Origin of the sequence: Geothrix paludis, assembly GCF_022808815.1 — a bacterium.
Classification (GTDB): Bacteria; Acidobacteriota; Holophagae; order Holophagales; family Holophagaceae; genus Geothrix; species Geothrix paludis.
Genome location: NZ_JAKZLC010000001.1, coordinates 440,874 through 466,103, shown reverse-complemented (window position 1 = coordinate 466,103; position 25,230 = coordinate 440,874). Strand labels below are relative to the sequence as shown.

The following is a 25,230-nucleotide window of genomic DNA, read 5'->3' as shown; positions in this document are numbered from 1 at the left end:
AGCGCAGAGTCTAGCAGGCAGTGGATTCTATTTTGCCGATCCCATGGTCACATATCCGGCGACCGGTCTGCGACCTGGGCCGACTCCACCCAGATCACCTCGCAGGAACCGTCCCCGGTATCCGTCCGGCTCAGGCTGCTCACCCAGTGCCAGCCGTCCTTCCCGTCCGCCCGCACGAGCTGGCCCTTCAGGTGGACCAGCTGTCCCACCCGGGCCGCCTTCAGGCGACGGGCGACGCCCCCGTCCGCGGGGATCATGTGCATGTTGGCGCTGTGGCTGACGACCTGGGTTGCCGGTATGGGCATGCGCGCCGATCGCCAGAAGTACCAGCGGTCCCGCTGGTCGATGGTGAAGGCCTCCAGGACGCGCGAATCGGACATGGGACCCCATCCCAGGGCCAGGTCCACGGGCGACAGCTCCGCCGCCCGATCGAAGCGGTAGCGCTCCTTGCCCAGGATTCGCGCATGGATGTCGAAGGCGGCGAGTGGGGTGAGGGTGTGGTTCTTGAAGGTCCACGTGGCCGTCGATTCCGGGGGCTCCTGGACCGGTTCCTCCGGTGCGAGGGCGCCTGCGGGCTGGGATACGGCCCGCTGGTCCCACCACAGGAACGCGGCGATGAGGACCAGGCTCGCCATGACCAGGCTTGCCCGGCGCTCACGCCATCCCTCGAGCCATTCATCCATGGCCCAAGGCTACCCTGACCGGAGGCCCGGGCTCCGGATCAGAACTTCACGACATCCGAGATGACGAACTGGTGGTGCTCCGTGCCCGGCTCCCGAACCAGCGGGTAGGCGATGGTCAACAGGAACACGCGCCCGACCGAACTCTTCAGGTTGCCCAGGCGCAGGCCACCCCCCACGTCCACGTAGGTACGGCTCCATCGCCCGGTATCGGTCCGGTGGATGGCGCCGGCGTCCGCGTAGGCCACGAATCCGAGCCGCAGGATGCCGAGCCAGTCGTAGGAGGTGTTGACGCGCTCCTCGAGGGAGGCCATCCACCGGCGATCACCCAGCAGCAGGTGGTTCCCGTACCCCCGCATCCCGTCCATCCCGCCCAGGTAGAGGTAGGACTCGGGCTCCGGCCGGCGGACTGCGTCCAGCTGCACGTAGGCCGCCTGGGTCTGCGCCCGGAAACCCTGGTAGTAGGTGGTCAGGCTGAGGGTCGCGAAGGCATCCCGCCAGCCGTCGGGCTCATGCCGGGCCGCCCCCTTGGTTCGGAGCAGGATGAGGGAACTGTCCCCTGGCGCCCATCCCTTGGAGGCGCTGACCCGGACGAAGGGCGAGTCGAGGTCACTCCCCAGGCGCTTCAGATAGGAGCCCACGCTGACGCTCGCCGCCCAGCCGAGGTTGTAGTCCTCGGAGTGGGTCATGCCCGCGAGATCCCGGAACGTCCGGAACTGGTCGTCGTACAGGCTCCACGAGACGTGGAGGCCTCGCAGCCGGCGATCCGTCAACGAGGGGACGGGAAGGTTCCCGGCATCCAGGGTCTGGATCGGGCCGTACTCGGATCGGCTCAGGTCCAGCCCCCCGCCCAGCCGCACGGCCCGCCCCTCCATCACCGCGGTGGCCGTGGAGCCTTCGGCCAGGAGGGCCTCCTGCCGGGAGGCGAAGGCGTAGGCGGTACGCTCCTGGTTGTAGACCGACTGGATGGCGTCCGAGGAGGAGGCCCTGAACGTCATGGACCAGGGCGTTTCCAGCCCCCGATACGGTTTCGAGAGTTCGAGGTAGCGCGTCTTCCCGTCCGAGAGCACCTGGTAGCGCGAATCCAGCGTCCATTGGGTGCCCAGGATCTGCCGGTCCAGGTACTGCATCGTCTCGATGGAGCGCTCGGGCGTGCGCTCGTGGGACAGGATCAGGTCTTTCCCGTAGCCCAGGAAGTTGGCTTCGTGGAGGGAGAACCCGAAATCCCGCTGCCCACCCACCTGGGTGAAGCCCGCGCTGCCCTTCAAGGTCCAGGCATCCCGGGTGCGGACCACCGCCCTGACCTCCCCCGTCTCGTCCACCTGGGGATCGATCTGGGCATCCTTGAAGAACCGGAAGGTCCGCAGGTTCCGCTCGGCCTCGTGGATCAGCCGGGCGTTCACCGGATCCCCCGGCTTGAAGGGGATCTCCCGGCGAACCACCTGATCCCGCGTCTGGATGTGCAGGAAGTTCGCGGTGCGCCCGATCCAGTGGTTCTCGTTGGGAAGGGAGAGATCGAAGACATCACCAACAAGGATGTCGATGCCTGCGATGCGGGCCTGCCGGGCCTCCAGCTCCTCCCAGGTGGGCGGCGCCTGGGCGCCGAGCGTGGCGCCGACCAGGAACACCGCCAGGACAGCCCTCCGGCAGAAGCGATCCGGACGTCGGCTCCTTTCCTGCGCGATGGACATGCCCAAGCCTAGGCGAAATGGTGACGGCCGTCACGGCGGATAGGTGGGATGGGCCTATGATTCGTGCCTTCGTATGGTTCTTTCCGCGCAGGATCCCAGTCATCCGCTCCCTCCGGAGCCGGGATGCAGGACCGCGGAAAGCTCCCCGAATCCACGCGGGACGGCGCGCTGGACCGGTACACTCACAGAAACCCGTCCCCTGGAGTCCTCATGGACCTCACCTGGCTTTCCGCCAACCCCGGCTTCACCCTGCTGGCCCTGCTCGCCATCACCTTCGCGGTGGTGCTTCTCAGCAAGTGGATCCGCTACATCCCCAACAACCGCGTGGGCATCGTCGAGAAGCTCATCAGCCGGAAGGGCTCGGTCAAGACCGGCCTCATCGCCCTCAGCGGCGAGGCCGGCTACCAGCCCCAGCTCCTGCGCGGCGGCTGGCACCTGCTCACGCCCTTCCAGTACCGCATCCACAAGATGCCTCTGGTGACCATCCCCCAGGGCAAGATCGGCTACATCTTCGCCCGGGACGGCCATGACCTGCCGCCCTCCCAGGCCCTGGCCAGCAACACGCACGGTGCCGACTTCCAGGATGTGGTGGCCTTCATCCAGGGCGGTGGCGAGAAGGGCCCCCAGCGCCAGATCCTGCGCGAGGGCATCTACGCCATCAACCTGGTGCAGTTCGTGGTGCTCACCGAGGACCGGCTCTTCTACCTGCCCCTGGATCCCGGCGAGCTGGACACCTTCCAGAAGATGAGCGCCATCATCACCGAGCGCGCCGGCTGGCGGCCCGTGATCATCAAGGGCACGGACGACGCCGTGGGCATCGTGACCGTGCATGACGGCCCCAGCCTGGCCAGCGGCGAGATCATCGCGCCCACCGTGGGCGAGGATCCCCATCAGGCTTCGACGTACCACAACAACTTCCAGGACGCCGACAAGTTCCTGGTGGCGGGCGGCCAGCGCGGGCGCCAGTACCAGGTGCTGGTGGAAGGCACCTACTACATCAACCGCCTCTTCGCCACCGTGGAGCTGATCCCGAAGACCGTGGTGGAAGTGGGCACCGTGGGCGTGGTGGTGAGCTATACCGGCGAAGTGGGCACCGACATCAGCGGCCAGGAATACCGCCACGGCGAGCTGGTGGCCAAGGGCACCCGCGGCGTGTGGAGCGAGCCCCTGCTGCCCGGCAAGTACGCCTTCAACACCTACGCCGGCAAGGTGCTCATGGTGCCGACCACGAACTTCATCCTGAAGTGGACGAAGGGCGAGGTGGGCAGCCACAAGTTCGACGAGAACCTGACCGAGGTGAGCCTCATCACCAAGGATGCCTTCGAGCCCAGCCTGCCGCTATCAGTGGTCGTCCACATCGACTACCGCAAGGCGCCCCTGGTCATCCAGCGCTTCGGCGACATCAAGAAGCTGGTGGAGCAGACCCTCGACCCCATGGTCAGCGCCTACTTCAAAAACGTCGGCCAGACGCGCACCCTCATCCAGCTCATCCAGGACCGCAGCGCCATCCAGGAGCAGAGCGGCGTCCAGATGAAGGAGAAGTTCACCCAATACAACCTGGAACTCCAGGAAGTGCTCATCGGCACACCCACCAGCGGCGCCCCCGGCGGGCAGATCGAGCAGATCCTCGTCCAGCTGCGCAGCCGCCAGATCGCCGACGAGCAGGTGGAGACCTACGGCCGCCAGCAGAGCGCCGCGGTGAAGGAACGCGAACTCCGCGAAGCCGAGGCCCGGGCCAAGCAGCAGACCCTGCTCACGGAATCCGCCATCGGCATCGAGGTGCAGAGCAACCAGGGCAAGGCCGAGTACGCCAAGGCCCAGCAGCAGGCGGCGCAGATTCAGACGCTCGCCGGCGCCGAGGCCGAGAAGGTGCGCCTCATGGGCGAAGGCGAGGCCAAGCGCATCAAGGTCATGGCCGAGGCCCAGGCCGAACAGGCCGCCCGCGTGGGCATCGCCCAGGCCATGGCCATCGAGGAGCAGGTCCGCGCCTACGGCGGCCCCCAGTTCCAGCTCGTGCAGCAGGTCATGAGCCGCTTCGCCGAGGCCATCGAGAAGTCCCAGGTGGACGTCGTGCCCAAGATCCACATGGGCGGCGGCGACAAGGGCGGCGGCAGCCTCATCGAGAGCCTGCTGGGCCTCCTCCTCAGCGAGAAGGCCGGCCAGCTGGCGGGCGTGGTGCCCACCGCGGCCAATCCCGAGGCCGAAGCCCTGAAGGCGGTCCTGAGGCAGAACCTCACGAAGTGACCCCTCCCAGGTTTCCAGGAAAGGGGCGGCTCTGCCGCCCCTTTCGCTGGTAAGTTTTGGGGATCATCTTCCACCTTTCCCGGACGCCCATGCTCCCGCTGCTCCTGCTGTTCCCCTTCGCTCAGGTCCAGACCCAGGGACTCGCTCTGCCCATGCCCGCTCCGGCGGAGGCCCTCTACAAGGCTGGCGACTGGGCCGGCCTCGCAGACTGGTTCGAGACCGTGCCGCCCGCCACCCGGGGAGCCCACTACGAGACGTGGATCCGGGCCCTCCAACGGAGCCGGCGCTGGGAGCGCCTCGTGACGGTCTGCGAGGCGCTCCAGCCGCAGCTGGAGGCCAAGTCCGGCCCCCACCTGGGCACCTACCGCCTCTACCGGGCCCAGGCCCTGAGCCAGCTGGGCCGCCACGCCGAGGCCGCAGCCGCCCATGCCGAGAACGGCCGCCTGGGCTACCCCGACGGTTTCCCGAACGCCTGCGCCGAAGCCCGGCTGGCCCAGGACTGGGGTGCACTCCAGGCCTACGCTGAGGCCCTGCTCGGGACGCGCCCCGGAGATGCCATGGCCCTGGCCTGGAAGGGCGAGGCCCTGGCGCGACAGGACCACCTGGCGGAGGCAGAGCCGATCCTGCGCGAGGCCCTGGCGAAGGACCCGAAGATCGCCTACGCCTGGAACAACCTGGGGCGCTGCCTCAATGAGCGGAAGGCATGGGGCGAGGCCTGTGAAGCCCTGGACCGGGCCCTGGCTTTGGATCCCGGCCAGCTGGAGGCCCTCTTCAACCGTGGCCGTGCCCGCTTCGAGCTGAAGCTCTACAAGGAGAGCCGGGACGACTTCCGTGCTGCCTTGGCCCTGCGCCCGGACGATCCCATCATCGCCGAGAACCTGCGCCAAGCCGAGCGCTACGCCTCCCTGCCCGCACCCAAGCGACGTTAGGCTGGGTCATTCCGAGGCATTGCCATGGCCCTCCCCTGCCTCCCCGCCCGTGACTTGTCCCGACCTGCCAGGATGAGCCCATGAAAAAGACAGACGCGAATCAAGGCCGGTCAGCCTCGGAACTCATCTCGGAGCGGTTCGCCGAGCTCGGTGACTGGCGGGGGGAAGCCCTCGACAGGATGCGCAAGCTCATACAGGAGGCCGACCCGGACGTCGTCGAGGAGTGGAAATGGATGGGCACGCCCGTCTGGTCCCACGACGGCATCATTTGCACAGGCGAATCGTACAAGAAGGCCGTGAAGCTCACCTTCATCAAGGGCGCGTCCCTGGAAGACCCGGACCATCTCTTCAACTCGAGCCTCGACGGGAACGCCCGCCGAGCCGTCGACATCCACGAGGGAGACGAGATCGACGCGTCCGCCTTCAAGGCGCTCATTCGCCAAGCGGTCGCCCTCAACATCGCCGGCAAGTCGAAATCTTCGAAAAAAGCGAAGCCATAGGGGACCGCAGGCCAATTCCCGTCCTTCCTCAGGCGATAATCCCGTCATGGACGCCAACGGCCCACTCCACGACCTCCTCGACGGCTGCCGCCGACTCCATGCGGGCGGTCTTCTGGCGGCCTCGGACGGCAACCTCTCGGTGCGCCTGCCCAACGGCCTCATCGCCATGACGCCCAGCGGCGTCCCCAAGGCCAAGGTGCGCCTGGAGGATCTGGCCCACCTCACGCTGAAGGGCGAGATCCTCTCCGGCCGTCCCAGCAGCGAGCGGGCCATGCACCTGGCCGTCTACCGGGCGGTGCCGGAAGCGAAAGCGGTGGTCCACGCCCACCCGCCCACGGCCATCGCCTGGAGCCTCGCCCGGCCTGAGCTGGCGGAGCTCCCCTCGGACGGCCTGCCCGAGGTGATCCTCGCCGCGGGCCGCATCCCCATCGTGCCCATGGCCATCCCCGGCACCGAAGCCATGGGGACGAACCTCCTGCCGTTCCTGCCCGCCCACCGCCTCCTGATCCTGGCCCGCCACGGCGGCCTCTGCTGGGGCGAGCACCTGGACGAGGCCGTGGGCGGCCTGGAGCGCCTGGAGCAGGTGGCCCAGATCCTTTGGAAGGCCGAGGCCCTGGGCGGAGCCAAGCCGCTGGCTCCTTCCGAACTCGAAGCGCTCCGAGCCCTGCGCGCGAAGCTCGGGCCGAGGATCATTTGAACTCGATTGAAAAGACAAACGCCAACCGCAGAGAACGCGGAGAACGCAGAGCAATGCCCTTATGTCTTCCTCTGGGTTCTCTGCGTTCTCTGCGGTGAATCCACCTTTCATGCCCCTCCCCGCCGGATTGAGAATTGCCCATGAACCCTTTTGAATCCCTTGGACTGAAACACGATGGCCGCACGCTCTGGGTGCTGGACCAGACGCAGCTTCCGGACGCGGAGATCTGGCTGGACGGCAGCGATCCGGCGGTCATGGTGGGTCTCATCAAGCGCCTGGCGGTGCGCGGCGCGCCGCTCATCGGCGTGGCGGCCGCGGCGAGCCTAGCCACCTTCGCGCACCGGGGCGCCTCCGCTTCCGAGTATGCGACCGCCTGCACGTCCCTGCGCGCCGCCCGGCCCACGGCCGTGAACCTCATGTGGGCCATGGACCGCATGAAGGATGCGGCTGATCCCGTGGCCGAAGCCCAGGCCATCTTCGAGGAAGATGTGCGCCTCTGCGAAGGCATGGCCCAGCACGGCGCGGCACTCATCCAGGACGGCGAAGGCATCCTCACCCACTGCAACACCGGCGGCCTCGCCACCGCGGGCATCGGCACGGCCCTGGGCGTCATCCGCCGGGCCCACGAACAGGGCAAGCGCATCCATGTCTACGCGGATGAGACCCGGCCCCTGCTCCAGGGCGGCCGCCTCACGGCCTGGGAGCTGCGCAAGCTGGGCATCCCCTCGACGCTCATCACCGACAGCATGGCGGCCCTGCTCCTGCGCGACGGGAAGGTGCAGCGCGTGCTGGTGGGCTCGGACCGCGTGGCCGCCAACGGCGACTTCGCCAACAAGGTGGGCACCTACGGCGTGGCCGTGCAGGCCCGACACCACGGCGTGCCCTTCCATCCTGTGGCCCCTTCCAGCACCGTGGACCTCGCCTGCCCCAACGGCGCCGCCATCCCCATCGAGCTTCGGGACGAGGCCGAAGTGCGCGGGTACGGGGCCTGGCGCTGGGCCCCGGAAGGCATGCCCACCTGGAACCCCAGCTTCGACGTCACCCCCTTGGGCCTCGTCACCAGCCTCGTCCTCGACCGCGGCGTCTACACCCAGGACGAGCTCCAACGCGGGGCGCTGACCCGGGTGTGCAGGTGAAGTAAGAGCGATCTCACCACAGAGAACGCGGAGAACGCAGAGAAAGCCTGGTTTCCCTCTGCGTTCTCCGCGTTCTCTGCGGTTGGCGTTTCTTCTTTGGCCTCTACCTCGCCACCGGCGCGTTGGTCTTGGCTCCGAACCCTTGGGGCGGGTAGATGTAGTCCAGGTCGAAGCAGGCGGTGCAGAACTCTTGTCGGCGACCCGGCAGCAGGCCCTCGAAGTCGGCCACGTCCAGCCAGCGCAGGCTGTCGGCGCCCAGGTATTCACAGATCTCCGCCTCGGACATGCGGTTGGCGATGAGCTCTTCGCGGGTGGGGGTGTCGATGCCATAGAAGCAGGGGCCGATGACCTTGGGGGAGCCGATGCGGACGTGGATCTCCTTCGCGCCGGCGGACCTCACCATCCGCACGATCTTGCGCAGGCTGGTGCCCCGGACGATGGAGTCGTCGATGAGCACCACCCGCTTGCCCGGAAAGAAATCCGGCAGCGGGTTGAACTTCTGCTTCACACCCTCGTCCCGGCTGGCCTGAGTGGGCTTGATGAAGGTGCGGCCCACATAGTGGTTCCGCAGCAGCCCCATGCCGAACTCGGCCTTCTTGGTTCTGGCGTACCCCAGGGCGATGAAGTTGGAGGAGTCCGGGACGGGCATCACCACCAGATCCTCGCCGTTGGCCAGGGCGCCATCCTTGGCGGCCATGCAGGCTCCGATGCGCTCCCGGGCCTGGTAGACCGATTTCCCGAAGATGGTGCTGTCGGGGCGGGAGAAGTAGATGAGCTCGAAGACGCAGTGGCGGGCCCGGAGCGGGGCGGAGGCCACCGACACCACGGGCCGGCCCTTCTCCAGGCGCAGGATCTCGCCGGGCTTCACCTCCCGCAAGCGGCGGGCTCCGATGATGCCGAAGCCGCAGCACTCCGATGCGAAGACGGTGCCCTCGCTGGCGGGCTCGCCCTCCCCATCGTGCCCCAGGTGGCCCATGACGAAGGGGCGAAAGCCATGGGGATCGCGGAAGGCGTAGAGGCGGTCTTTGTACATCAGCACCGTGGAGAACGCGCCCTTCAGCTCGCCCTGGACCCGAGCGATGGCCTGCTCGATGCTCATTCCGTCGCGCACGTGGTAGAGGGCGATGAGCCGGCCGATCAGCTCGGCGTCGTTGTCGCTCTTGAAGACCACGCCGTCCCGCTCCATGCGCGCCCGCAGCTCTCCGTAGTTGATGAGGTCGCCATTGGAGGCGATGGCCATGACCGGCCCCTCCGCGAGTTCGATGGCGTGGGGCTGGGCGTTCGCCACGTCGCTGCAGCCCGCGGTGGGATACCGGACATGCCCGATGGCCGTCGCGCCTGAGAGGCGGGCCTGGGCCTCCTCGTCGAGCACCTGCTTCACGAGCCCCATGCCCTTGTGGGCCACGATGCGGCCTGCGGCGTCCCGGGCGGCGGCTCCGCAGCTCTCCTGCCCCCGGTGCTGGATGGCGAAGAGGATGGAGGAGACGATCGACGTGGCTCCCTCGGCTTCAAACACACCTGCGATGCCACACACGCTCAGCCTCCCGGAACAGATCCTCCAGGATACCAAGCGGCCCGCGGCCTCCGGGGACCACTACACTCTGGTCGGAGACCGCTACGCTCGAGTCGGAGACCGCAGCGCTTAATGTCCCCGGCCGCTCAGGGCCTGGAGGCCCACGCCGACGACGATGATCGTGAGGGCCACCCAGCGCATGGGCGTCATGGCCTCGCCGAGGAAAGTCCGGGCCATGAGCGCGTTGGCGACGAACCCGAGCGCCAGGAAGGGATAGGCGTAGTTCACCTGCACCATGGACAGGGCGCCAAGCCACACGACCACGCTCACGGCGTAGCAGGCGAGGCCGGCCAGCACCCAGGGTTCGAGCATCAGCCTGAACAGAGGGCCCACGGCCAGCTGCATGCCGCCGGCGGCCTGGAGGCCCTTCTTCAGGCAGATCTGCGCCGCCGCATTCAGCAGCACGCCCAGCACGATCAGGGGAATGGCCTTCACATTGGGGCTCACGGGGTCTCCGGGACAGGGGCGGCGAGGTAGGCTTCCAGGGCGTCCCAGATGATGCCGGCGGGCACCTGGGTCATGCAGGGGTGGTCCGGCAGCGGGCAGTGCCACTTCTGGCACTCGAGGCAGGCGAGGTCCTCCTTGCGCACCACGGTCACCTTCGGCCCCCGGGGGGCCGTGTGCCGCGGGATGGTGGGCCCGAACACCACGACCACCGGGGTGCCGACGACCGCCGCCAGGTGGGCCAGCCCGGAATCGTTGGCGAGCACCGCCTGGGCGCCCGCCAGCCACGCGGCGCTCTGGGACCAGGGGATCCGCGCCGTCAGGTCCAGCGCCTCGGGCACGCGCTGGCGGAAGGCCTCGGCCCGGGTCACGTCGTCCCCGGGGCCGCCCAGCACCACGATGCGCAGGCCCGCCGCCAGGGTGCGATGGGCGAGATCCACCAGGAGGTCCAGGCCCAGCCGCTTGGCCCCCGCCGCCGCGCCCATCGCGAAGGCCACGTAAGGATCCCGATCGAGGCCGTGGTCCCGACGGGCCGCCTCCACGCAGGCGAGGCTCTCCTCCCTGGGGCGGAACGGGAGGAAGGCCGGGGAGCCCAGCTCGGGATAGCCGAGGCACACGATGTCGCGGTAGCGGTCGAGGGAATGGTCATCCCGCTTCCAGTACTTGAGGCTGGACGTGAGCAGCATGGAGGCCCCTCCGTCTCCGCAGCCCACCCGCCGCGGCACCCTCGCCACGAAGGCGGCGGCCGGGGCGCGCAGGCTCTTGGCCAGGGCCAGCAGGGAGGCCGGCTGGTGGTTCCGCAGCAACCGGGCTCCTTCCAGCAGGCCGGCCTTCTTCGGGGGATCGGCCACGACGCCGACGTAGCCTGGGGATCCTTCGAACAGCTCCACCGTGGCCGCCGGCCCCCAGGCCACCAGGGGCTGGCCCGCGGCCAGAAGGGGCGCGGCGGCCTGGTGCATCAGGATGGCGTCGCCCACGAAGCGGGGCATGCGGATCCAGTGGGCGCCGGCGGGAATCACGGGCGCCTCCGCAGCAGCAGGATCTCGCCGCCGCCCGTGGGCACGGCCAGCAGCACCTCGAACCGGCCGCGCAGGGCCGGGGTCATGCCCCAGGCGTCCTGCTCCCACTCGCTGCGCTGGGCCACCAGCCGGGCCTCCGGGTCGAGAGCCTCCAGGGCTTCGGCCCGCCGCAGCTCGGGCATGAGGTGGTCCGTGTAGACCATGACCCCGCTGCGGATGGTCTGCCAGTAGAAGACCTGACGCCCGGCGATCAGGGGCTGGACAGCCACGGTCCAGCGGCGGTAGCTCTTCTGCGGATCCAGCAGCCGGAAGCCCCAAGTGCCGCCCACCAGGTAGAGCAGCCCCAGGCTCAGGGCCGCCGCGGGAACGAGGCGCCTGGACCGTCGCCTCCAGGCCAGGACCGCCACGGCCACTGTTCCCGCCCCCAAGGCCAGGGCCATGAGGCGGATCAGCCCCCGGAAGGCCACCAGCTGGGCCTGCACCTTCGCTCCGCCCGCCCCCGCCGCCGCTGCGGCCAGGGCGAAGGCCGGCAGCAGGAGCACCCAGGGGAAGAAGTCGCCCAGAAGATACTCGAAGTACCTCCACCAGGGCTGGATGTGGTCCCAGGCATGCGTGGCGCGCTGGAAGTTCTGGAAGATGATCAGCTCATAGGCATAGTGGGCTCCGCCCTTGAGGCCCGCGGCCACGTACCAGGGCGCCACCAGCAGCAGGGTGAGGCAGAGGCCCGCGACGATGCCGGCGCGGCGCAGCACCGCGAGGTCCTTCTGCCAGGTCAGGAAGGCCGCCAGCACCAGGACGGACAGCACCGGCGCCAGCGGCCCCTTGGCCAGGAAGGCCAGGGCCAGCCAGAAATAGGCCTTGAGGAACCAGCGGCGGTGCTCGCCGGGGGTGGCTTCCGCGCTGTGGCCGCGCAGGAGGAGGTAGCCCCCCAGCCAAGCCAGCCAGCTCCAGGCCAGCAAGGCGGAAAAGAGCATGTCGATCTGGATGAACTGGGCCTGCCAGAACCAGAGGGGCGTGGTGGCGAGAACCAAGGCCGCCGGCTCCGCCGTCCCCGGTTCCAGGAAGCGGACGGCCCAGCGCCTGAAGGCGGACAGGAAGGCCACCGCGGCGATCACGGAGGGCAGGCGGAGGGCCCAGGCGGCCACGCCCTGCGCGAAGCCCAGCCCGCCGGTGAGCGCGTCCAGCAGCACCGAGGATCCCTTCATCACCCAGTAGTAGAGGATGGGCTTCTCGCTGTAGGGAACCCCGTTCAGGTAGGGCAGCAGCCAGTCGCCACGGAGGCGCATCTCCTTCACGCACTGGGCGAAGTCCGGTTCGTCCGGAGCCCAGAGATCGCGCATGGGCAGCACCGCCAGCAGCAGCAAGGCGAAGAGCAGCTCAGGCGCGTGGGCCCGCAGCCACTCCGCGAGGCGGCCCCTGGAGGGCGAGGCGTTCGGATGTCCGTCCATCCCTCCATCTTCCCCCATCGTGGGGAGATCCCCAAAGGGCTTACAATGAAGGCATGGCGCCCGCCCTCCTCAGCCTCCTGCTCCTGGCCGCCCCCGTTCCCGCGGATGGCGTGAAGGAGGACATCAAGCAGGCCGCCAGGCAGATCGGCCAGGGCTTCAAGAAGGGCGGCAAGGCGGTGGGCCATGCGGCCAAGGAAGGCGGCAAGGCCGTCGGCCGCGGCGCCAAGACCGCCGGCAAGGGCGTGGCCAAAGGCGCCAAGGAAGCCGGACACGGCGTCAAAGAGGCCGTGAAGTAGGCGCTCTTCCCGCCAGAGCCGGAGTGAGAAGCAACCGACCCGCGAGGGGGCGGTGAAGGTGCGGACTTAGAGGTCGTAACAAAACCCCACGGCGCTGCGCGAGGGGCGCCGGGCGAGCGAGGCCAGGAAGGCGAGGTGAGCGTAGCGGGGACTACGCGATCCGAGCCTGACGCCGCATCGCGACGCCCGCCGCCCCTCGCTCGAAGGGATGAAGCCAGGCGGGGTTTTGTTACGACCTCTTAGCGCCGCCTGGCCACCACCGCGGCCTGGCTCTGGCCCACCACCTCCCAGCGCGCCCTTTCCTCCGGGGAGAGTTCCTTCCAGTTGGCGGCCTTGGCCATGACGAACACGGGGCGCTCCGGCGCCTCGGCCCTCAGGAGGTCCGCCATGGCGCCCAGGGCATCAGGGTTTTCGTTGAACCAGCGGGGCGCCGCCGAGCCCAGGTGGTCGCGGCCATAGGCCAGCTCACCGGTGCCCGCCACCACCACCGCCCGGGTGCGGGCATAGAAGGGGAGACCCTGGAAATAGTTGCCGTAGCTGATCCACTGGGCTCCCTGCGGGGCCGAGCGGGCCAGATCGGCCACGGACTTGCCGGGACCGACGGCCACCTGAGCGGCCGCCGTCAGCAGCCACAGGGCGGTCCCCATGGAGACCATGAGGCGCGGTCCGGTGAGGACCTTGAGGTGGCGGGCCCAGAGGCCCAGCCCGATGAAGGCCAGACCGGGCAGCACCAACCACCAGGATCCATGCATGCCAGTGCGGAGGGCCACGGCAGCCAGGAGGAAGAGGACGCCGAACCCCATCAGTTCCCAGCCCATGCGACGCAGGGCCGTGGGAGCTTCGCTCTCGTGCTCGAAGGCGCAGGCCAGGGCGGCCAGGGGAACGAGGACGGGCAGGATGTAGGGCGGCAGCTTCGACCCGGACAGGCTGAAGAAGGCCAGAGGCCAGGCGAACCCCATGAAGGTGGCGCCGACGATCCACCGGGCCAGAGGGTCCTGGCCCTGCGGCCCCCTGCCCTTCAGGAAGGTCCAGGCGCGCTTGAGGCCGACCATCGAGATCGACAGCCAGGGCAGCAACCCCACCGCGAGGATCCCGATGAAATAGAGCTTGTCCAGCAGCCAGTTGTTCGAGCCCTGGCGGGCATGTTCATGGGTCAGGAAGCGGGTGAAGTGTTCGTGGATGAAGAAGAATTGCGCGTGACCGGGATTGGCGCGGTCCACGAACCAGAACCAGGGCGACACCAGCACCAGGTAGAGCAGCCATCCCAGGGGATCGAAGGTCGTTCGCAGGATGGCCCGTCGGAGGGCGGCGTCCTTCCAGCCGAAGGGCAGCGAGAACACCAGGATGCCCCCCACGAGGATCACCTGGGCCAGCCCCTTGGTGAGCATGGCCCCGGCCATGAGCGTGAAGGCCGCCAGCGTCCAGCCCAGGCCGCCCTTCCCCTCCCGGCGCTGGGCCACGGCCTCGACCAGGGCCGCCAGGGCCGCCACCAGGAAGGCGCTGAACAGGGCATCCAGCGTGAGGAGCTGCCCCACGAGGAACGCCAGCAGTCCAGTCGCGGCCATGAAGGGCGCCCAGCGGGCATCCCGGGCGCCGAGACGCCTGGCCAGCCGCCAGGCCGCCCAGATCATGAGGCCCGAGGCCAGGGCCAGGGGCAGCCGGGCGGCGGCGCCGTTCTGCCCGAAGAGCTTCATGCCAAGGGCGGACAGCCAATACTGCAGCGGCGGCTTCTCGAAGTAGAGCACCCCGTTGAGGCGCGGCGTCAGCCAGTCGCCCGTGGCCAGCATCTCGCGCGGGATCTCCGCGTAGCGGCCCTCGTCCGGCTCCCAGAGCGGACGCACCAGCAGCGGCAGCAGCCCCAGGAAGAACCAGAGGGCGAGGAGGGTGTTCCGTTCGCGGCGCGTCATGGCCTCTAGGCTAGCTGGAACCGGGGACGGAACCGCATGCCAAACCCGTCGGATGCGCGGGGTCCCGGTCCGTGAGGAGCCCTGCCCTCAAGGATGATGGGGGAATGACCCTGCGCAGGCGCCGACGAACGAAACGACCAGCGGCGCCAGCCGGCCCTTCAGCGCGGCGCGTTCCGGCTGGAACAGCGTGGCGACGAAAAACGGGTGGCCCTCCAATTCAAGGGCCCGGATCTCGCCCGTCGCATCCTCGGCGCCGGTCCGGAGGGGACCGGTGACAAGGGCGGCCTGGAACTCGGGATTCAGGCCGTACCGGCACCGATAGCCTTCCGTCGCCTCATCCGTTCCATAGGCCGCGGCGATGCGGGTGCCGGGGAGCAACCGGACGGACCCCGTGGCCTCGACCAGGGCGCAGGCCTGGGGCGCGATCACGGGGCGGGCGGAAGCGGAGGCGGTTTCAGCATGATCGGCATCGGCCCACCCGAGCACATTCCGGGCGTATTCGACGACCGCGTGCTGGAACCCTCCGCACGTCCCGAGGAAGGGGACAGCCGATTCGCGGGCATGGCGGATGGCGAGCAGGGCCCCTTCCATGCTGCGATAGGGGCTCGCAGGCACGCACCAGAGGCCATCGAACCCGGAAAGCCGCGAGGCGGAATGGATCTCATCCGTGGGAATCCATTCGAATCCGGCCTCGACCTGCAGCACGTCCGCGGCCTGTTTCAGGGCCAGCGGAATGGCCTGGTGCGCCGGCACCGACGGATCATGATCGCCCACAAGGCCAATCCTAATCACCTTGTTCATGGACCCCATCCTCCCAACGCAAGTCATACAATGCGCATCCCAGAAAGACGCAAGCCTTCCCCATCCCAGCGCGGCTCCGCACCCATCGAATGGGTCGAGGCCAGTCGCCGCGTTGAGCTGACCGGAACCTAGTTCTCGGTCTCGACGATCTTCTCCAGCGCCTTGTGCTCTTCCACGAAGAAGTCGATGGCCTTCTTCAGGGAGTCCTTCATGGAGACCTTGGGCTGGAAGCCGAAGGTCTGCTGCATGCGCTTGATGCTGGGGGTGCGGCGGGCCACGTCTTGATAGCCCTTGCCGTAGAACTCGCCGCTTCCGGTCTCCACCATCGTCCCTTCTGGGATGCCACGCTCGATGCGGAAGGGGTGGTCCTTCCAGATGGCGATCATCATCTCGGCGATCTCGCGCACGCTGTAGTCGTTGGCGGGGTTGCCGATGTTGAAGATCTGCCCGTCGGCCTTGCCGTCTTCGTTACGCAGCACGGCCATGAGGCCGTCCAGGGCGTCGGCCACGTCGATGAAGCAGCGGCGCGCCGTGCCGCCATCCACCAGCTGCAGGGGCTCGCCGTTGAACAGGTTCCAGCTGAACTGCGTCACCAGGCGGCTGCTGCCCTCCTTGGCGGTGTTCAGGCTGTCGAGCTTGGGTCCCATCCAGTTGAAGGGGCGGAAGAGCGTGAATTTCAGACCCTGCTGGAAGCCGTAGGCCCAGATGACGCGGTCCAGCAGCTGCTTGCTGGTGCTGTAGATCCAGCGGTTCATGGGGATGGGGCCCGTCACCAGGGGCGACTCGTGCTCGTCGAACTCCGCGTCGGGGCACATGCCGTAGACCTCGGAGGTGCTGGGGAACACCACGCGCTTCTTGTACTTCACGCACTGGCGGACCACCCGGAGGTTCTCCTCGAAGTCCAGCTCGAAGACGCGCAGCGGGTCGGTCACGTAGACCTTGGGCGTGGCAATGGCCACCAGGGGCAGCACCACGTCGCACTTCTTGATGTGGTACTCGATCCACTCCTTGGAGATGGTGACGTCGCCCTCCACGAAGTGGAAGCGGGGGTTGGCCAGGTGGTCGGACACCTTGTGCGTGCCCAGATCCAGGCCGTACACCTCCCAGTCTGTGTCCTGCATGATTCGGTCCACCAGATGGGATCCGATGAATCCGTTGACACCGAGGATGAGGACCTTCACGGGAGCTCCTTGCGCAAACGTTTCAGTCTAGCCGCTCGCCCGGACCTGCGCAGCAGGCGCCTATTTCAGCCAGCCCCTCCGGCGGAACCAGGTCCAGATGGCCAAGGCGGTGAGGAGCATGGCGCCGATGACCAGGGGGTACCCGAAGCGGTGCTCCAGCTCGGGCATCCGCTTGAAGTTCATCCCATAGACCCCCGCGATGAACGTGAGGGGCAGGAAAAAGGCGCTGAAGACCGTGAGCACCCGCATGACCTCGTTCGTCCGCTGGCTGGCCAGGCTGATCTCCAGGTTCATGAGGTGGGTGGCGCTCTCCAGCAGCTCGTCGGCCCAGGTGTGCAGGCGGTCGGCCTCCTCCACCACGTCCGCCAGCAGGCCCTGGTCGTCCCGGGCCTGCTCCTTGAGCGGGCCCAGGGCCGTAGTGATGCGCCCGAGGGTCCGCTTGATGACCGCGCAGCGGCGTTTGAGCCCGTAGACCTGCCGGACGCCCTGGTGGGGGATCTTGCGGTTGAAGAGGGCGGCCTCGATCTGGTCCAGCTTCTCCTCGCTCTCGCGCAGGGGCTCGTCGAAGGAGGCCACAGCCTTGGCGCAGAGGGCCAGCACCAGCTGCTCCGGACGGAGGGGCTGCCCTGCGGCCGCGCGCTCCGCCGCTTGGGCGAAGAAGGGCTGCTCCCGGCGGTGGACGGTGATGATCGCGCCCTCCATCATCAGCACCACCAGGCGGCGGGTCATGGCCTGGATGGTGTCGCCCCGCTTGGCCACTTCGTCATAGGCCCGCAGGATGAGCAATTGCTGCCCGGGGAGCCGCTCGAACTTGGGCAGGTGGGGCTGGTTGAGCAGGTCCCGCACCGCCGCGGGGTGAAGCCCGTAGCGTCCGGCCACCTCGGCCATTTCAGCGGCCGTGGGGTCCACCAGATCCACCCAGGTGAAGGTCGAGCCTTCCGGAAGCGGCAGGTTCCTCAGCATCAGGGCACCCGGCACACCACCTTGCCGAAGCCCTGGCCGGCCTCGAGGTGGCGCTGGGCCTCGGGGTACTCCGCCAGGTCGAAGGCGCGGTCGATGACGGGCCGGAAGGGCGGGTTGGTGGGGTTCTTCTTCAGCAGGGACAACAGGGTCCACAGGTGCTCGCGCCGGCCCATGTACGAGCCGCGGATCTGGATCTGCTTGGCGAAGAGGGCCCGCAGGTCGAAGGAGGTCTCGCGCCCGGTGGTGGCCCCGCAGGTGACGATGCGGCCCCCGCGCGCGCAGACGCTGAGGCTGGTGGCCCACGTGGCGGCCCCGGTGTGCTCGAACACCACGTCCACCCCGCGCTTGCCGGTCAGGTCGCGCACCTTGGAAGCCAGGGCCTTCAGGTCACCCCGGACGAGAACATGCTCGGCACCCAGGTCCCAGCACTTCATGGCCTTGGCCTCGCTGCCCACCACGGCGATGGCTGTGCCGCCCAGGGCCTTCACCAGCTGGATGGCCGCGCTGCCCACCCCGCTGCCCCCGCCCCACACGAGAGCGGTCTCCCCGGGCCGGAAATCGACTTTGTGGACGAGCATCTCCCAGGTCGTGAGGAAGACCAGGGGAAAGGCCGCGGCCTGGTCGAAGTCCCAGTTCGGGGGAATGGGCAGCAGGTTGGCGGCGGGCACCAGCACATGGGTGGCGGCGGTGCCGTCGCAGACATGGCCCAGCACGCCGTAGGAAGGACAGAGCATGTCGTCGCCCCGCAGGCAGGCGGGGCACACGCCGCAGCTCAGGCCCGGCGCGATCATGGCGCTGCCACCCACCTCCACGCCCGGGGGCAGGACCGTCCCGTCGCCGGCGGCCGCCACCACGCCCGCACCGTCGCAGCCCGGGGTGAGGGGAAGCGGCAGGGGGAACCCCGGCAGGCCGAACGTGGTCCAGAGATCCAGGTGGTTGAGCGCCATGGCCTTCAATTCCAGGCGGACCCAGCCCGGCTTCGGCTCCGCGGGGGTGAAGGCTTCACGGACGGGCGAGCCCGCGGGACCGTGCTGGAGGATGCGGAAACGGAACGGATCGGCCATGGGAGGCCTCCTATTCGGACTTCAACGACCTCGTCATCAACCGCCGCACGGCCTCCTCGGGGCGCTCGCCGTTGAGGAGACGGTGGACCTCGGCGGCGATGGGCAGGTCCAGGCCGTGCTCCTTGGCCAGGGCCAGGGCCGCGTCCGTGGTGAACATGCCTTCGATGACCTGGCCGCCCAGGGCGTCCCGGGCCGCTTCCACGCTGTTCCCCTTCCCCACCAGCTCGCCGAAGGTGCGGTTGCGGCTCTGGGGGCCCGTGGCCGTGAGCAGCAGGTCGCCCATGCCGGCCAGGCCCATCACCGTGGACGGCTGGCCGCCCAGCACCTCCACCAGCCGGGCCATCTCGGCCAGGCCCCGGGTGATGAGGGCCGCCCGGGCGTTGTAGCCCAGCTTGAGGCCGTCCACCAGGCCCGCCGCGATGGCGAGGACGTTCTTGAGTGCGCCGCAGAGCTCCGTGCCGACCACGTCCCGGCTGAGGTAGATGCGCAGTTTCTCGGAGGAGAGCTGGGCCTGGAGCGCCATGGCCCGCGCGTCACTCACGGTGGGCGGCAGGGCCATCACGATGGCCGAAGGGACCCCCCGGCTGACCTCGTCGGCGAAGGTGGGGCCGGAGAGAACGCCCACGGGCATGTCCAGCACTCCCGTCAGCGCCTGGGACAGGGTCTGGTGGGTGCTCTGGAGGATGCCCTTGCTGACGTGGATCACGAGCTCGGCCGCCTGCGGCGCCTTCGGACGCAGCATCCTCCAGGCATCCGGCGTCACCTGGGTCGGCATGGCCGAGATCCACAGCGGGGCGCGGAAGGCTTCGGTCGGATCGTCCGACGTCTGAAGGTTCTCGGGGAAGGTCACGTCCTTCAGGCGGAGGTGCCTGCGCGTGGCGGCCATCTGGGCCATCTCGTCAGGGAAATTGCCCCAGAGCGCCACCTTCGCGCCCGCATGGGCCCAGGTGATGGCCAGGGCCGTGCCCCAGGCGCCGGAGCCGAAGACGCCGATGTCAGCCCTGGACATTCGCGTCCTCCTTCTTCGCGCCCCACAGCTTGGATTCCGTGCCCGCCTGCAGGCGCAAGATGTTCTCGCGGTGCTTCCAGATCACCAGGATGGCCAGGGCGGCCCAGGGAAGGACCGGCGCCGGCCCCTGGCCGAGCAGCTCCGCCACGGGGCGGTGTGGGCCCCGGGTCAGGAAGAGCTGCACCGGCACCATGGCCGCGGCCAGGATGCTGCCGAGGCTCACATGGCGGGTGAGCCACAGGGCGAAGATGAACATCCCCATCGGCAGGAGGACCATGGCGGCGTCCGCGGCCAGGATCACACCCAGGGCCGTGGCCACGCCCTTCCCGCCCTGGAACTTCAGCCAGGGGGTGAACACGTGGCCCAGCACGGCCGCCAGGGCCATGAGGGCCAGCAGGTCGATGCCCACGCCCGCCTTCTTCGCCAGGAACACGGGCAGGAAACCCTTGGCGATATCCAGCAACAACGTGACGACGCCCAATGCCTTGCCGCCAACCCGGCTCACGTTGGTGGCGCCGATGTTGCCGCTGCCATGGGCCCGCACATCCCCCTTCCCGGCCAGCTTCACCAGCAGGAGGCCGAAGGGGATGCTGCCGCATAGGAAGGCGGCGAGGCACCAGAGGATCGGGGAAGGCACGAGTGGCGATGGCATGGACGCAGTGTATCAGCCGATCCGCGAGACCCGCCTCAGCAGGTCCAAAGCCCAAGCCGTGCCCCGCAGCTGCACGTCCACCCGGTCACCAGGGATGGTCAGGGCTTTCGCGACCGTTCCCTCTGGTCCCGCCAAGGCGATGAACAGGGCCCCCACGGGCGCGCCTCCTTCGGCACTCGGGCCGGCATTGCCGGTGATCCCCAGACCCCAGGTGGCGCCCAGCCGGGCCCGGACCTTCTCGGCCAGCTCGCGGCTGGTGGCTTCGGACACGGTGCCGTCCTGGGCCAGTTGCGCCGCATTCAGCCCCAGCAGGGCCACCTTGGCTTTGGCCGAATAGACCGTGGCGCCCCCCAGGAACACGTCGCTCGCCCCGGGAATTGCCGTGAGGCGTGAGGCCAGCAGACCGCCCGTCACGCTCTCGGCCACGGCCAACGTCTCGCCCCGGGCCTTCAGGCCCGCCAACACCGCATCTTCGAGGTTGCCCTCCCCCACGCCCACCAGGTCCTCACCCAGCACGGGCTGGAAGTCGGCCCGGGCGGCCTCCAGGGCCGCGGGATCGAAGCCGCGGGCCAGCAGTTCGACCTGGGTGAGGCTGGCGAGGATGGTCCAGTCCAGGTGGCCGTGCCGCTCCCGGACCGGGCGGATGCGCTCGTCCAGGGCGCTCTCAGGCACCCCCGCCACCACCATGCGCAGCGTGTGCGTGGAAGCCCCCGCCAGGGCGCGCAGGCGGGGCTCCACCTGGTCCTCCCACATGCGCTTCATCTCGCGGGGCACCCCCGGCATCATCACGATGCGCACACCGGGATGCCCCTTCGGGCCCTCCCACCACACGCCGGGAGCCGTGCCCACAGGGTTGCGCAGCGCCTCCGCCCCTTCCGGCAGCAGGGCCTGCTTGAAGTTCGATTCGGGCGGGACGCGCTTCCGGGCGGCGTAGAAGGCCAGCATGTCCTCGCGGCTCTGCGCGTCCTCGCGCAGCTCCGCGCCCAGGACTTCCGCGAAGCACTCCTTCGTGAAGTCGTCGAAGGTGGGTCCCAGGCCGCCCGTGGTGAGGATGAGGTCCGAGCGCGTCAGAGCCTCCCGGAAGAGCGCGGCCAAGTCCTCATGGCTGTCCCCCACGGCGGTCTTGCGGTGGAAGGCCAGGCCCAGGGAGGCCAGGCGCTCCCCCAGCCACACGGAATTCGTATCCAGGCGGCGCGTGGTGAGCAGCTCGGTGCCGATGGCGATGCATTCGATGCGCATCGTAGAATCATGCCCGATAAGGAGCGGCCATGATCATCCCGGATCTCGACGACCTGGTGCTGGAATCCGACGAGGAGTCCGGCATCCAGGAGCTGAGCCGCCGCTTTCTGGCCCGGGGGCCCTGGACCACGGTGGCGTTTCTCGTGAAGACGAAGACCGATCCCGAAGGCGACTGGGAGGGCCCTTCCCTCTGGCTGCACCGGTACCAGAAGGTGGCCCAGGGCTGGAAGCTGGTGAGCCGCTTCCGCACCACGGAGCCCGCCCAGCTGGAGAAGCTGGCGGATGCGCTGGATGAGTGGAAAGGCTACTTCAGCACGGGCAGGTAGCGCTCGCGGATCACTGTCAGGTGGTGGGCCGCATGGCCCAGAACCATGTAGGGGATGCAGCGGGCCGTGATGGGGCGGTTGTTGGTGGTGCCCTGGTTCCCCCAGGCTGCGTCCGGCAGGCTGCGGAAGAGGGTAAGGCTGGCCGTGCGCACGGCGCGCCAGTCCTCCAGCAGGTCGGCCATGGTGCGCGAGTCCGCCTGGGCGGCGGTGGCATAGGGATCTTCGTCGAAGCCCGCCAGGGGGGTGGTGTCCCCCCGGCCGATGCGCAGGCAGCGGTAGGCGAAGATGCGCTCGGTGTCGCTGAGGTGCAGGAGCAGGTCCTTCAGGCTCCACTTGCCGGGGGCGTAGCGGAACCCGCCCTGGGCGTCGGACAGTCCCCCGAACAGGGCCACGACCTCCTCCTGTTGCGCCTGGAGGAGGGCCAGCACATCGCCCTCGCCGGCCTCGGCGATGTAGGTGGCGTAGCCTTCGGCGTATTCACCGGGGAGCGGACGGGTGAGGCTCATGAGCTCTCCTTCAGAAGGTCATCACCTTCATGGTGTTCGTGCTGCCGGTCTTCCACAAGGGCAGGCCCATGGTCATGACGACGCGGTCGAGGGGCCCCAGTTCGTGCTTGGCCACCAGCAGCTCGCGCACCACGGACACCATCTCGTCCGTGCTGCTCACCCGGGGGATGAGCAGGGCCGTGACGCCCCGCAGGAGGCCCATGCGCCGGGCGGTGACCTCATCCACCGTGGCTCCCAGCACCGGCGTGCGACCCGCCAGGCGGCTCACCATGCGGGCCGTGCCGCCGCCCTCGGTGAATGCCACGATCCAGCGGGCGTTGATCTCGTCCGCGGTGCGGCAGGCGGCGAAGGCCACGGAGATGTCCGTGCGGGAAAGCACCTTCTCGGCCAGCTCGTCGGGCAGCGTGGGGGTGCGCTGCTTCACGTTGCTGTCCGCCTCGGCGGCGATGCGGGCCAGCCACTGGACGGCTTCCACGGGATGGGCCCCCGTGGCGCTCTCGGCGCTGAGCATGACGGCGTCCGTGCCGTCCCAGATGGCGTTGGCCACGTCGCTGGCCTCAGCGCGGGTGGGCTGCGCGTGCTCGATCATGCTCTCCAGCATCTGGGTGGCGGTGATCACCGGCTTCAGGGCCTTGCGGGCGGCCCGGATGATCTCCTTCTGCAGGCCGGGGACCCGCTCCACGCCGAGTTCCACGCCCAGGTCGCCGCGGGCCACCATCACGCCCCAGGAGACGTCGAGGATCTCGCCCAGGTGGGCCAGGGCCGTGGGGTGCTCGATCTTGGCGATGATGGGCTGGGTTCCGCCCAGGTGCTGGATGATGGCCTGGAGCTGCTGCACGTCGGAGGCCCGGCGGACGAAGCTCTGGGCGAAGAGATCCACCTCGTGCTCCACGCCCCACCGGATGTCGGCGTGATCCTTCTCGGTCAGCGGATCCACATTGATGTCCATGCCGATGGGATGGACGCCCTTCCGCGCCTTGAGGGGGCCGCCGATGACCACCTGGGCCTTCAGCAGGTCCGCGCTCTTCGCGAGGATCCTCACCGTGATGGCGCCGTCGTCCAGGAGCCAGAGCTGGCCCGGCTCGGCCCCCTCGAAGAGCTCGGGATGCGGCAGGGGCGCGGCCCAGGCCACGCCGGCGGGAACGGTGGCGCCGGGCGCGTGGAAGACCCCCTCGCTGCCCTCGGCCAGGTCCACGGGCGCCTCCAGCAGGCCCACCCGCCACTTCGGACCCTGGAGGTCCAGGAACACGGGAATGGAGCGACCGAGTTCCGCGGCCAGGGTCCGGACCTTCTGGAGGGCCTCCAGGCGCGTCGCGGGGTCCCCATGGCTGGCATTCAGCCGGACCGCATCCGCCTCGCGAAGGGATTCCCGCAACCGGTCGCCTTGCATCAGGGCAGGTCCCAAGGTCATCACGAGTTTGGTCTTGCGCACATCAGCTCCCATTTCATGCACAGGCATTCCACACACTTTTCCACAGTCTGCGCCTGCGTTTTGAGGTTGTCACGGGGCTTTCACTCTTTTCATCGCGGTGCTACCTTCTTGATCCCGATACGGATGATGGAGAAGACGGAATGCGCGAGAAGCTGCGTATCCTCGTGGCGGAGATGGTGCGTGGCGGTGTGCCTCTGGAGCTGGCGCGCCGCGAGTTCGAGCGGGTGTACCTGGAGGAGGTGCTGGCGACCCACGAGGGGAACCACAGCGCCGCGGCCCGCGAACTGGGCATCCATCGAAACACGCTCGCCAAGAAGCTGGAGGCTCCGACGAGCCGGCTCAAGCGCGTCAGCCTCGCCAGCTGACCTCTGCTCCACCTGCGGACGAAAACCCGGCTTCGCCGGGTTTTTCATTTTGCATACCGCACCCCCTTTTCTTTCGACAGGACCGCCCCGGATCGGTACAACTGGGAATCGGAGGGCGCCATGAAGAAGGTGGCCATCAACGGGTTGGGACGGATCGGGAGGCTGGTGCTGAGGCACCTCATGAAGGTGCCCCATGTCCGCGTGGTGGCGGTGAACGACCTCACGGACGCCGCCACCCTGGCCCACCTCATGAAGTACGACTCCGTGCATGGCCCCGCGGACTTCCCGGTGGCCTCCGACGGGAACTACCTGGTGCTGGACGGGCGCCGCATCCGGGTCTACGCGGAGAAGGACCCCCAGCTCATCCCCTTCGGCGCCCAGGGAGCCCAGGTGGTCCTGGAATGCACCGGGAAGTTCACCAAGCGGGCCCAGGCCGCCGTCCATCTCCAGGGCAGCGTCAGCCACGTGATCATCAGCGCGCCCTCCGGCGACGCGGACCGCACCATCGTCATGGGCGTGAACGAAGCGACGCTGGATCCCGCGAACGAGCACGTGATCTCCAACGCGAGCTGCACGACCAACTGCCTCGGCCCCCTGGTGAAGGTGATGGACGAGGCCTTCGGCATCGACTACGGCTTCATGACCACGGTGCATAGCTACACCAACGACCAGCGGGTCCTCGACCTCCCCCACAAGGATCTCCGCCGGGCGCGGGCCGCGGCCCTCAGCATGATCCCCACCAGCACGGGCGCGGCCAAGGCCATCGGCCTGGTGCTGCCCCACCTCAAGGGCCGCATGGACGGCCTGGCGGTGCGCGTCCCCACCCCCGATGTGAGCATCGTCGACCTCACCGCCACCCTCAAGTCCGACGCCACCCTGGAAGCCGTGCAGGAGGCCTACCGCCAGGCCGCCGAGACCGGCCCCCTGGCGCCCTACCTGGAGGTGCTCGACGCGGAGCTGGTGAGCGCGGACCTGCGGGGACGGACCGCCAGCACCCTGTACGACCCCTACCTCACGAAGGTGCTGGGACCTCGACTGGTCAAGGTCTTCGCCTGGTACGACAACGAGTTCGGCTACGCCGCCCGCCTGAAGGACCTCTGTGTCCACCTGCTGGAGCGCCTCTAGCCG

The 25,230-nt window shown here is 68.8% G+C and carries 25 protein-coding genes; 9 read left to right on the top strand and 16 right to left on the bottom strand.

All coding sequences use genetic code 11. The annotated features are described in order from the left end of the window. Positions 1 to 47: 47 nt before the first annotated feature. Both MLE64_RS02165 and MLE64_RS02160 read right to left on the bottom strand, forming a co-directional pair. Positions 48 to 683, bottom strand: coding sequence for a hypothetical protein (locus MLE64_RS02165; RefSeq protein ID WP_243315327.1), 636 nt, complete (start codon positions 681 to 683; stop codon positions 48 to 50). Between the two features lie 38 nt (positions 684 to 721). Further along, positions 722 to 2,308: a BamA/TamA family outer membrane protein gene (locus MLE64_RS02160; protein WP_243315325.1), complete on the bottom strand. Its 1,587-nt coding sequence runs from the start codon at positions 2,306 to 2,308 to the stop codon at positions 722 to 724. Between the two features lie 273 nt (positions 2,309 to 2,581). Between MLE64_RS02160 and MLE64_RS02155 the strand changes: the two genes are divergently transcribed. From MLE64_RS02155 to mtnA, 5 genes are all read left to right on the top strand, one after another. After that, positions 2,582 to 4,615 carry an SPFH domain-containing protein gene (locus MLE64_RS02155; protein WP_243315322.1) on the top strand — a complete coding sequence of 678 codons (2,034 nt, stop codon included), beginning with the start codon at positions 2,582 to 2,584 and terminating at the stop codon, positions 4,613 to 4,615. An 89-nt stretch (positions 4,616 to 4,704) separates the two neighbouring features. Further along, positions 4,705 to 5,544 carry a tetratricopeptide repeat protein gene (locus MLE64_RS02150; RefSeq protein ID WP_243315319.1) on the top strand — a complete coding sequence of 280 codons (840 nt, stop codon included), beginning with the start codon at positions 4,705 to 4,707 and terminating at the stop codon, positions 5,542 to 5,544. 80 nt (positions 5,545 to 5,624) lie between these two features. Continuing rightward, positions 5,625 to 6,044 carry a DUF1801 domain-containing protein gene (locus MLE64_RS02145; protein ID WP_243315317.1) on the top strand — a complete coding sequence of 140 codons (420 nt, stop codon included), beginning with the start codon at positions 5,625 to 5,627 and terminating at the stop codon, positions 6,042 to 6,044. Positions 6,045 to 6,090: 46 nt separating this feature from the next. Next, complete coding sequence (locus MLE64_RS02140) at positions 6,091 to 6,741, top strand: class II aldolase/adducin family protein (RefSeq protein WP_243315315.1); 651 nt, start codon at positions 6,091 to 6,093, stop codon at positions 6,739 to 6,741. Between the two features lie 140 nt (positions 6,742 to 6,881). Further along, on the top strand, positions 6,882 to 7,877 hold the full coding sequence (gene mtnA, locus MLE64_RS02135; RefSeq protein ID WP_243315313.1) for an S-methyl-5-thioribose-1-phosphate isomerase: 996 nt from the start codon (positions 6,882 to 6,884) through the stop codon (positions 7,875 to 7,877). Positions 7,878 to 7,980: 103 nt separating this feature from the next. On the opposite strand, the gene purF is transcribed toward mtnA, so the two are convergent. From purF to MLE64_RS02115, 4 genes are all read right to left on the bottom strand, one after another. After that, a complete protein-coding gene (gene purF / locus MLE64_RS02130) occupies positions 7,981 to 9,411 on the bottom strand; it encodes an amidophosphoribosyltransferase (protein WP_243315310.1) in 1,431 nt (476 codons plus the stop codon). A 108-nt stretch (positions 9,412 to 9,519) separates the two neighbouring features. After that, positions 9,520 to 9,897 carry a DMT family transporter gene (locus MLE64_RS02125; RefSeq protein ID WP_243286304.1) on the bottom strand — a complete coding sequence of 126 codons (378 nt, stop codon included), beginning with the start codon at positions 9,895 to 9,897 and terminating at the stop codon, positions 9,520 to 9,522. Beyond that, complete coding sequence (locus tag MLE64_RS02120) at positions 9,894 to 10,913, bottom strand: glycosyltransferase family 9 protein (RefSeq protein WP_243315308.1); 1,020 nt, start codon at positions 10,911 to 10,913, stop codon at positions 9,894 to 9,896. Before MLE64_RS02120 ends, MLE64_RS02125 begins: the two co-directional genes overlap by 4 nt. Next, complete coding sequence (locus MLE64_RS02115; RefSeq protein ID WP_243315306.1) at positions 10,910 to 12,361, bottom strand: ArnT family glycosyltransferase; 1,452 nt, start codon at positions 12,359 to 12,361, stop codon at positions 10,910 to 10,912. The genes MLE64_RS02120 and MLE64_RS02115 overlap by 4 nt, the downstream gene beginning before the upstream one ends. 53 nt (positions 12,362 to 12,414) lie before the next feature. On the opposite strand from MLE64_RS02115, the gene MLE64_RS02110 reads away from it, so the two are divergent. Further along, positions 12,415 to 12,657, top strand: coding sequence for a hypothetical protein (locus MLE64_RS02110; protein ID WP_243286307.1), 243 nt, complete (start codon positions 12,415 to 12,417; stop codon positions 12,655 to 12,657). 239 nt (positions 12,658 to 12,896) lie between these two features. Here MLE64_RS02110 and MLE64_RS02105 read toward each other — a convergent pair whose 3' ends face one another. The 8 genes from MLE64_RS02105 to MLE64_RS02070 form a co-directional block, all read right to left on the bottom strand. Next, entirely contained in the window at positions 12,897 to 14,564 is a 1,668-nt protein-coding gene (locus MLE64_RS02105; RefSeq protein ID WP_243315304.1) for a glycosyltransferase family 39 protein, read from the bottom strand. 87 nt (positions 14,565 to 14,651) lie between these two features. Next, positions 14,652 to 15,365 carry a CTP synthase C-terminal region-related (seleno)protein gene (locus MLE64_RS02100; protein ID WP_243315303.1) on the bottom strand — a complete coding sequence of 238 codons (714 nt, stop codon included), beginning with the start codon at positions 15,363 to 15,365 and terminating at the stop codon, positions 14,652 to 14,654. A 128-nt stretch (positions 15,366 to 15,493) separates the two neighbouring features. Continuing rightward, complete coding sequence (locus tag MLE64_RS02095; protein WP_243315301.1) at positions 15,494 to 16,546, bottom strand: bifunctional UDP-4-keto-pentose/UDP-xylose synthase; 1,053 nt, start codon at positions 16,544 to 16,546, stop codon at positions 15,494 to 15,496. A 60-nt stretch (positions 16,547 to 16,606) separates the two neighbouring features. Next, entirely contained in the window at positions 16,607 to 17,509 is a 903-nt protein-coding gene (locus MLE64_RS02090) for a CorA family divalent cation transporter (RefSeq protein ID WP_243315298.1), read from the bottom strand. Next, a complete protein-coding gene (locus MLE64_RS02085) occupies positions 17,509 to 18,573 on the bottom strand; it encodes a zinc-binding dehydrogenase (protein ID WP_243315296.1) in 1,065 nt (354 codons plus the stop codon). Before MLE64_RS02085 ends, MLE64_RS02090 begins: the two co-directional genes overlap by 1 nt. Positions 18,574 to 18,583: 10 nt before the next feature. Then, positions 18,584 to 19,582, bottom strand: coding sequence for an NAD(P)H-dependent glycerol-3-phosphate dehydrogenase (locus MLE64_RS02080; RefSeq protein ID WP_243315293.1), 999 nt, complete (start codon positions 19,580 to 19,582; stop codon positions 18,584 to 18,586). Continuing rightward, positions 19,569 to 20,234, bottom strand: a complete 666-nt coding sequence (gene plsY, locus MLE64_RS02075) for a glycerol-3-phosphate 1-O-acyltransferase PlsY (RefSeq protein ID WP_243315291.1) — start codon at positions 20,232 to 20,234, stop codon at positions 19,569 to 19,571. Before plsY ends, MLE64_RS02080 begins: the two co-directional genes overlap by 14 nt. 12 nt (positions 20,235 to 20,246) lie before the next feature. Further along, entirely contained in the window at positions 20,247 to 21,473 is a 1,227-nt protein-coding gene (locus MLE64_RS02070; RefSeq protein WP_243315281.1) for a CinA family nicotinamide mononucleotide deamidase-related protein, read from the bottom strand. 29 nt (positions 21,474 to 21,502) lie between these two features. On the opposite strand from MLE64_RS02070, the gene MLE64_RS02065 reads away from it, so the two are divergent. Further along, positions 21,503 to 21,799, top strand: coding sequence for a hypothetical protein (locus tag MLE64_RS02065; protein ID WP_243315279.1), 297 nt, complete (start codon positions 21,503 to 21,505; stop codon positions 21,797 to 21,799). Here MLE64_RS02065 and MLE64_RS02060 read toward each other — a convergent pair. Continuing rightward, entirely contained in the window at positions 21,778 to 22,305 is a 528-nt protein-coding gene (locus MLE64_RS02060) for a DinB family protein (protein ID WP_243315276.1), read from the bottom strand. The genes MLE64_RS02065 and MLE64_RS02060 overlap by 22 nt on opposite strands. Positions 22,306 to 22,315: 10 nt before the next feature. Continuing rightward, positions 22,316 to 23,737, bottom strand: coding sequence for a pyruvate kinase (pyk, locus tag MLE64_RS02055; protein ID WP_243315274.1), 1,422 nt, complete (start codon positions 23,735 to 23,737; stop codon positions 22,316 to 22,318). Between the two features lie 140 nt (positions 23,738 to 23,877). On the opposite strand from pyk, the gene MLE64_RS02050 reads away from it, so the two are divergent. Both MLE64_RS02050 and gap read left to right on the top strand, forming a co-directional pair. Continuing rightward, positions 23,878 to 24,102 (top strand): helix-turn-helix domain-containing protein, encoded by a 225-nt coding sequence (locus MLE64_RS02050; protein WP_243286319.1) that lies wholly within the window; start codon positions 23,878 to 23,880, stop codon positions 24,100 to 24,102. Positions 24,103 to 24,222: 120 nt separating this feature from the next. Then, a complete protein-coding gene (gap, locus tag MLE64_RS02045; protein WP_243293557.1) occupies positions 24,223 to 25,227 on the top strand; it encodes a type I glyceraldehyde-3-phosphate dehydrogenase in 1,005 nt (334 codons plus the stop codon). The last annotated feature ends 3 nt before the right edge of the window (positions 25,228 to 25,230 follow it).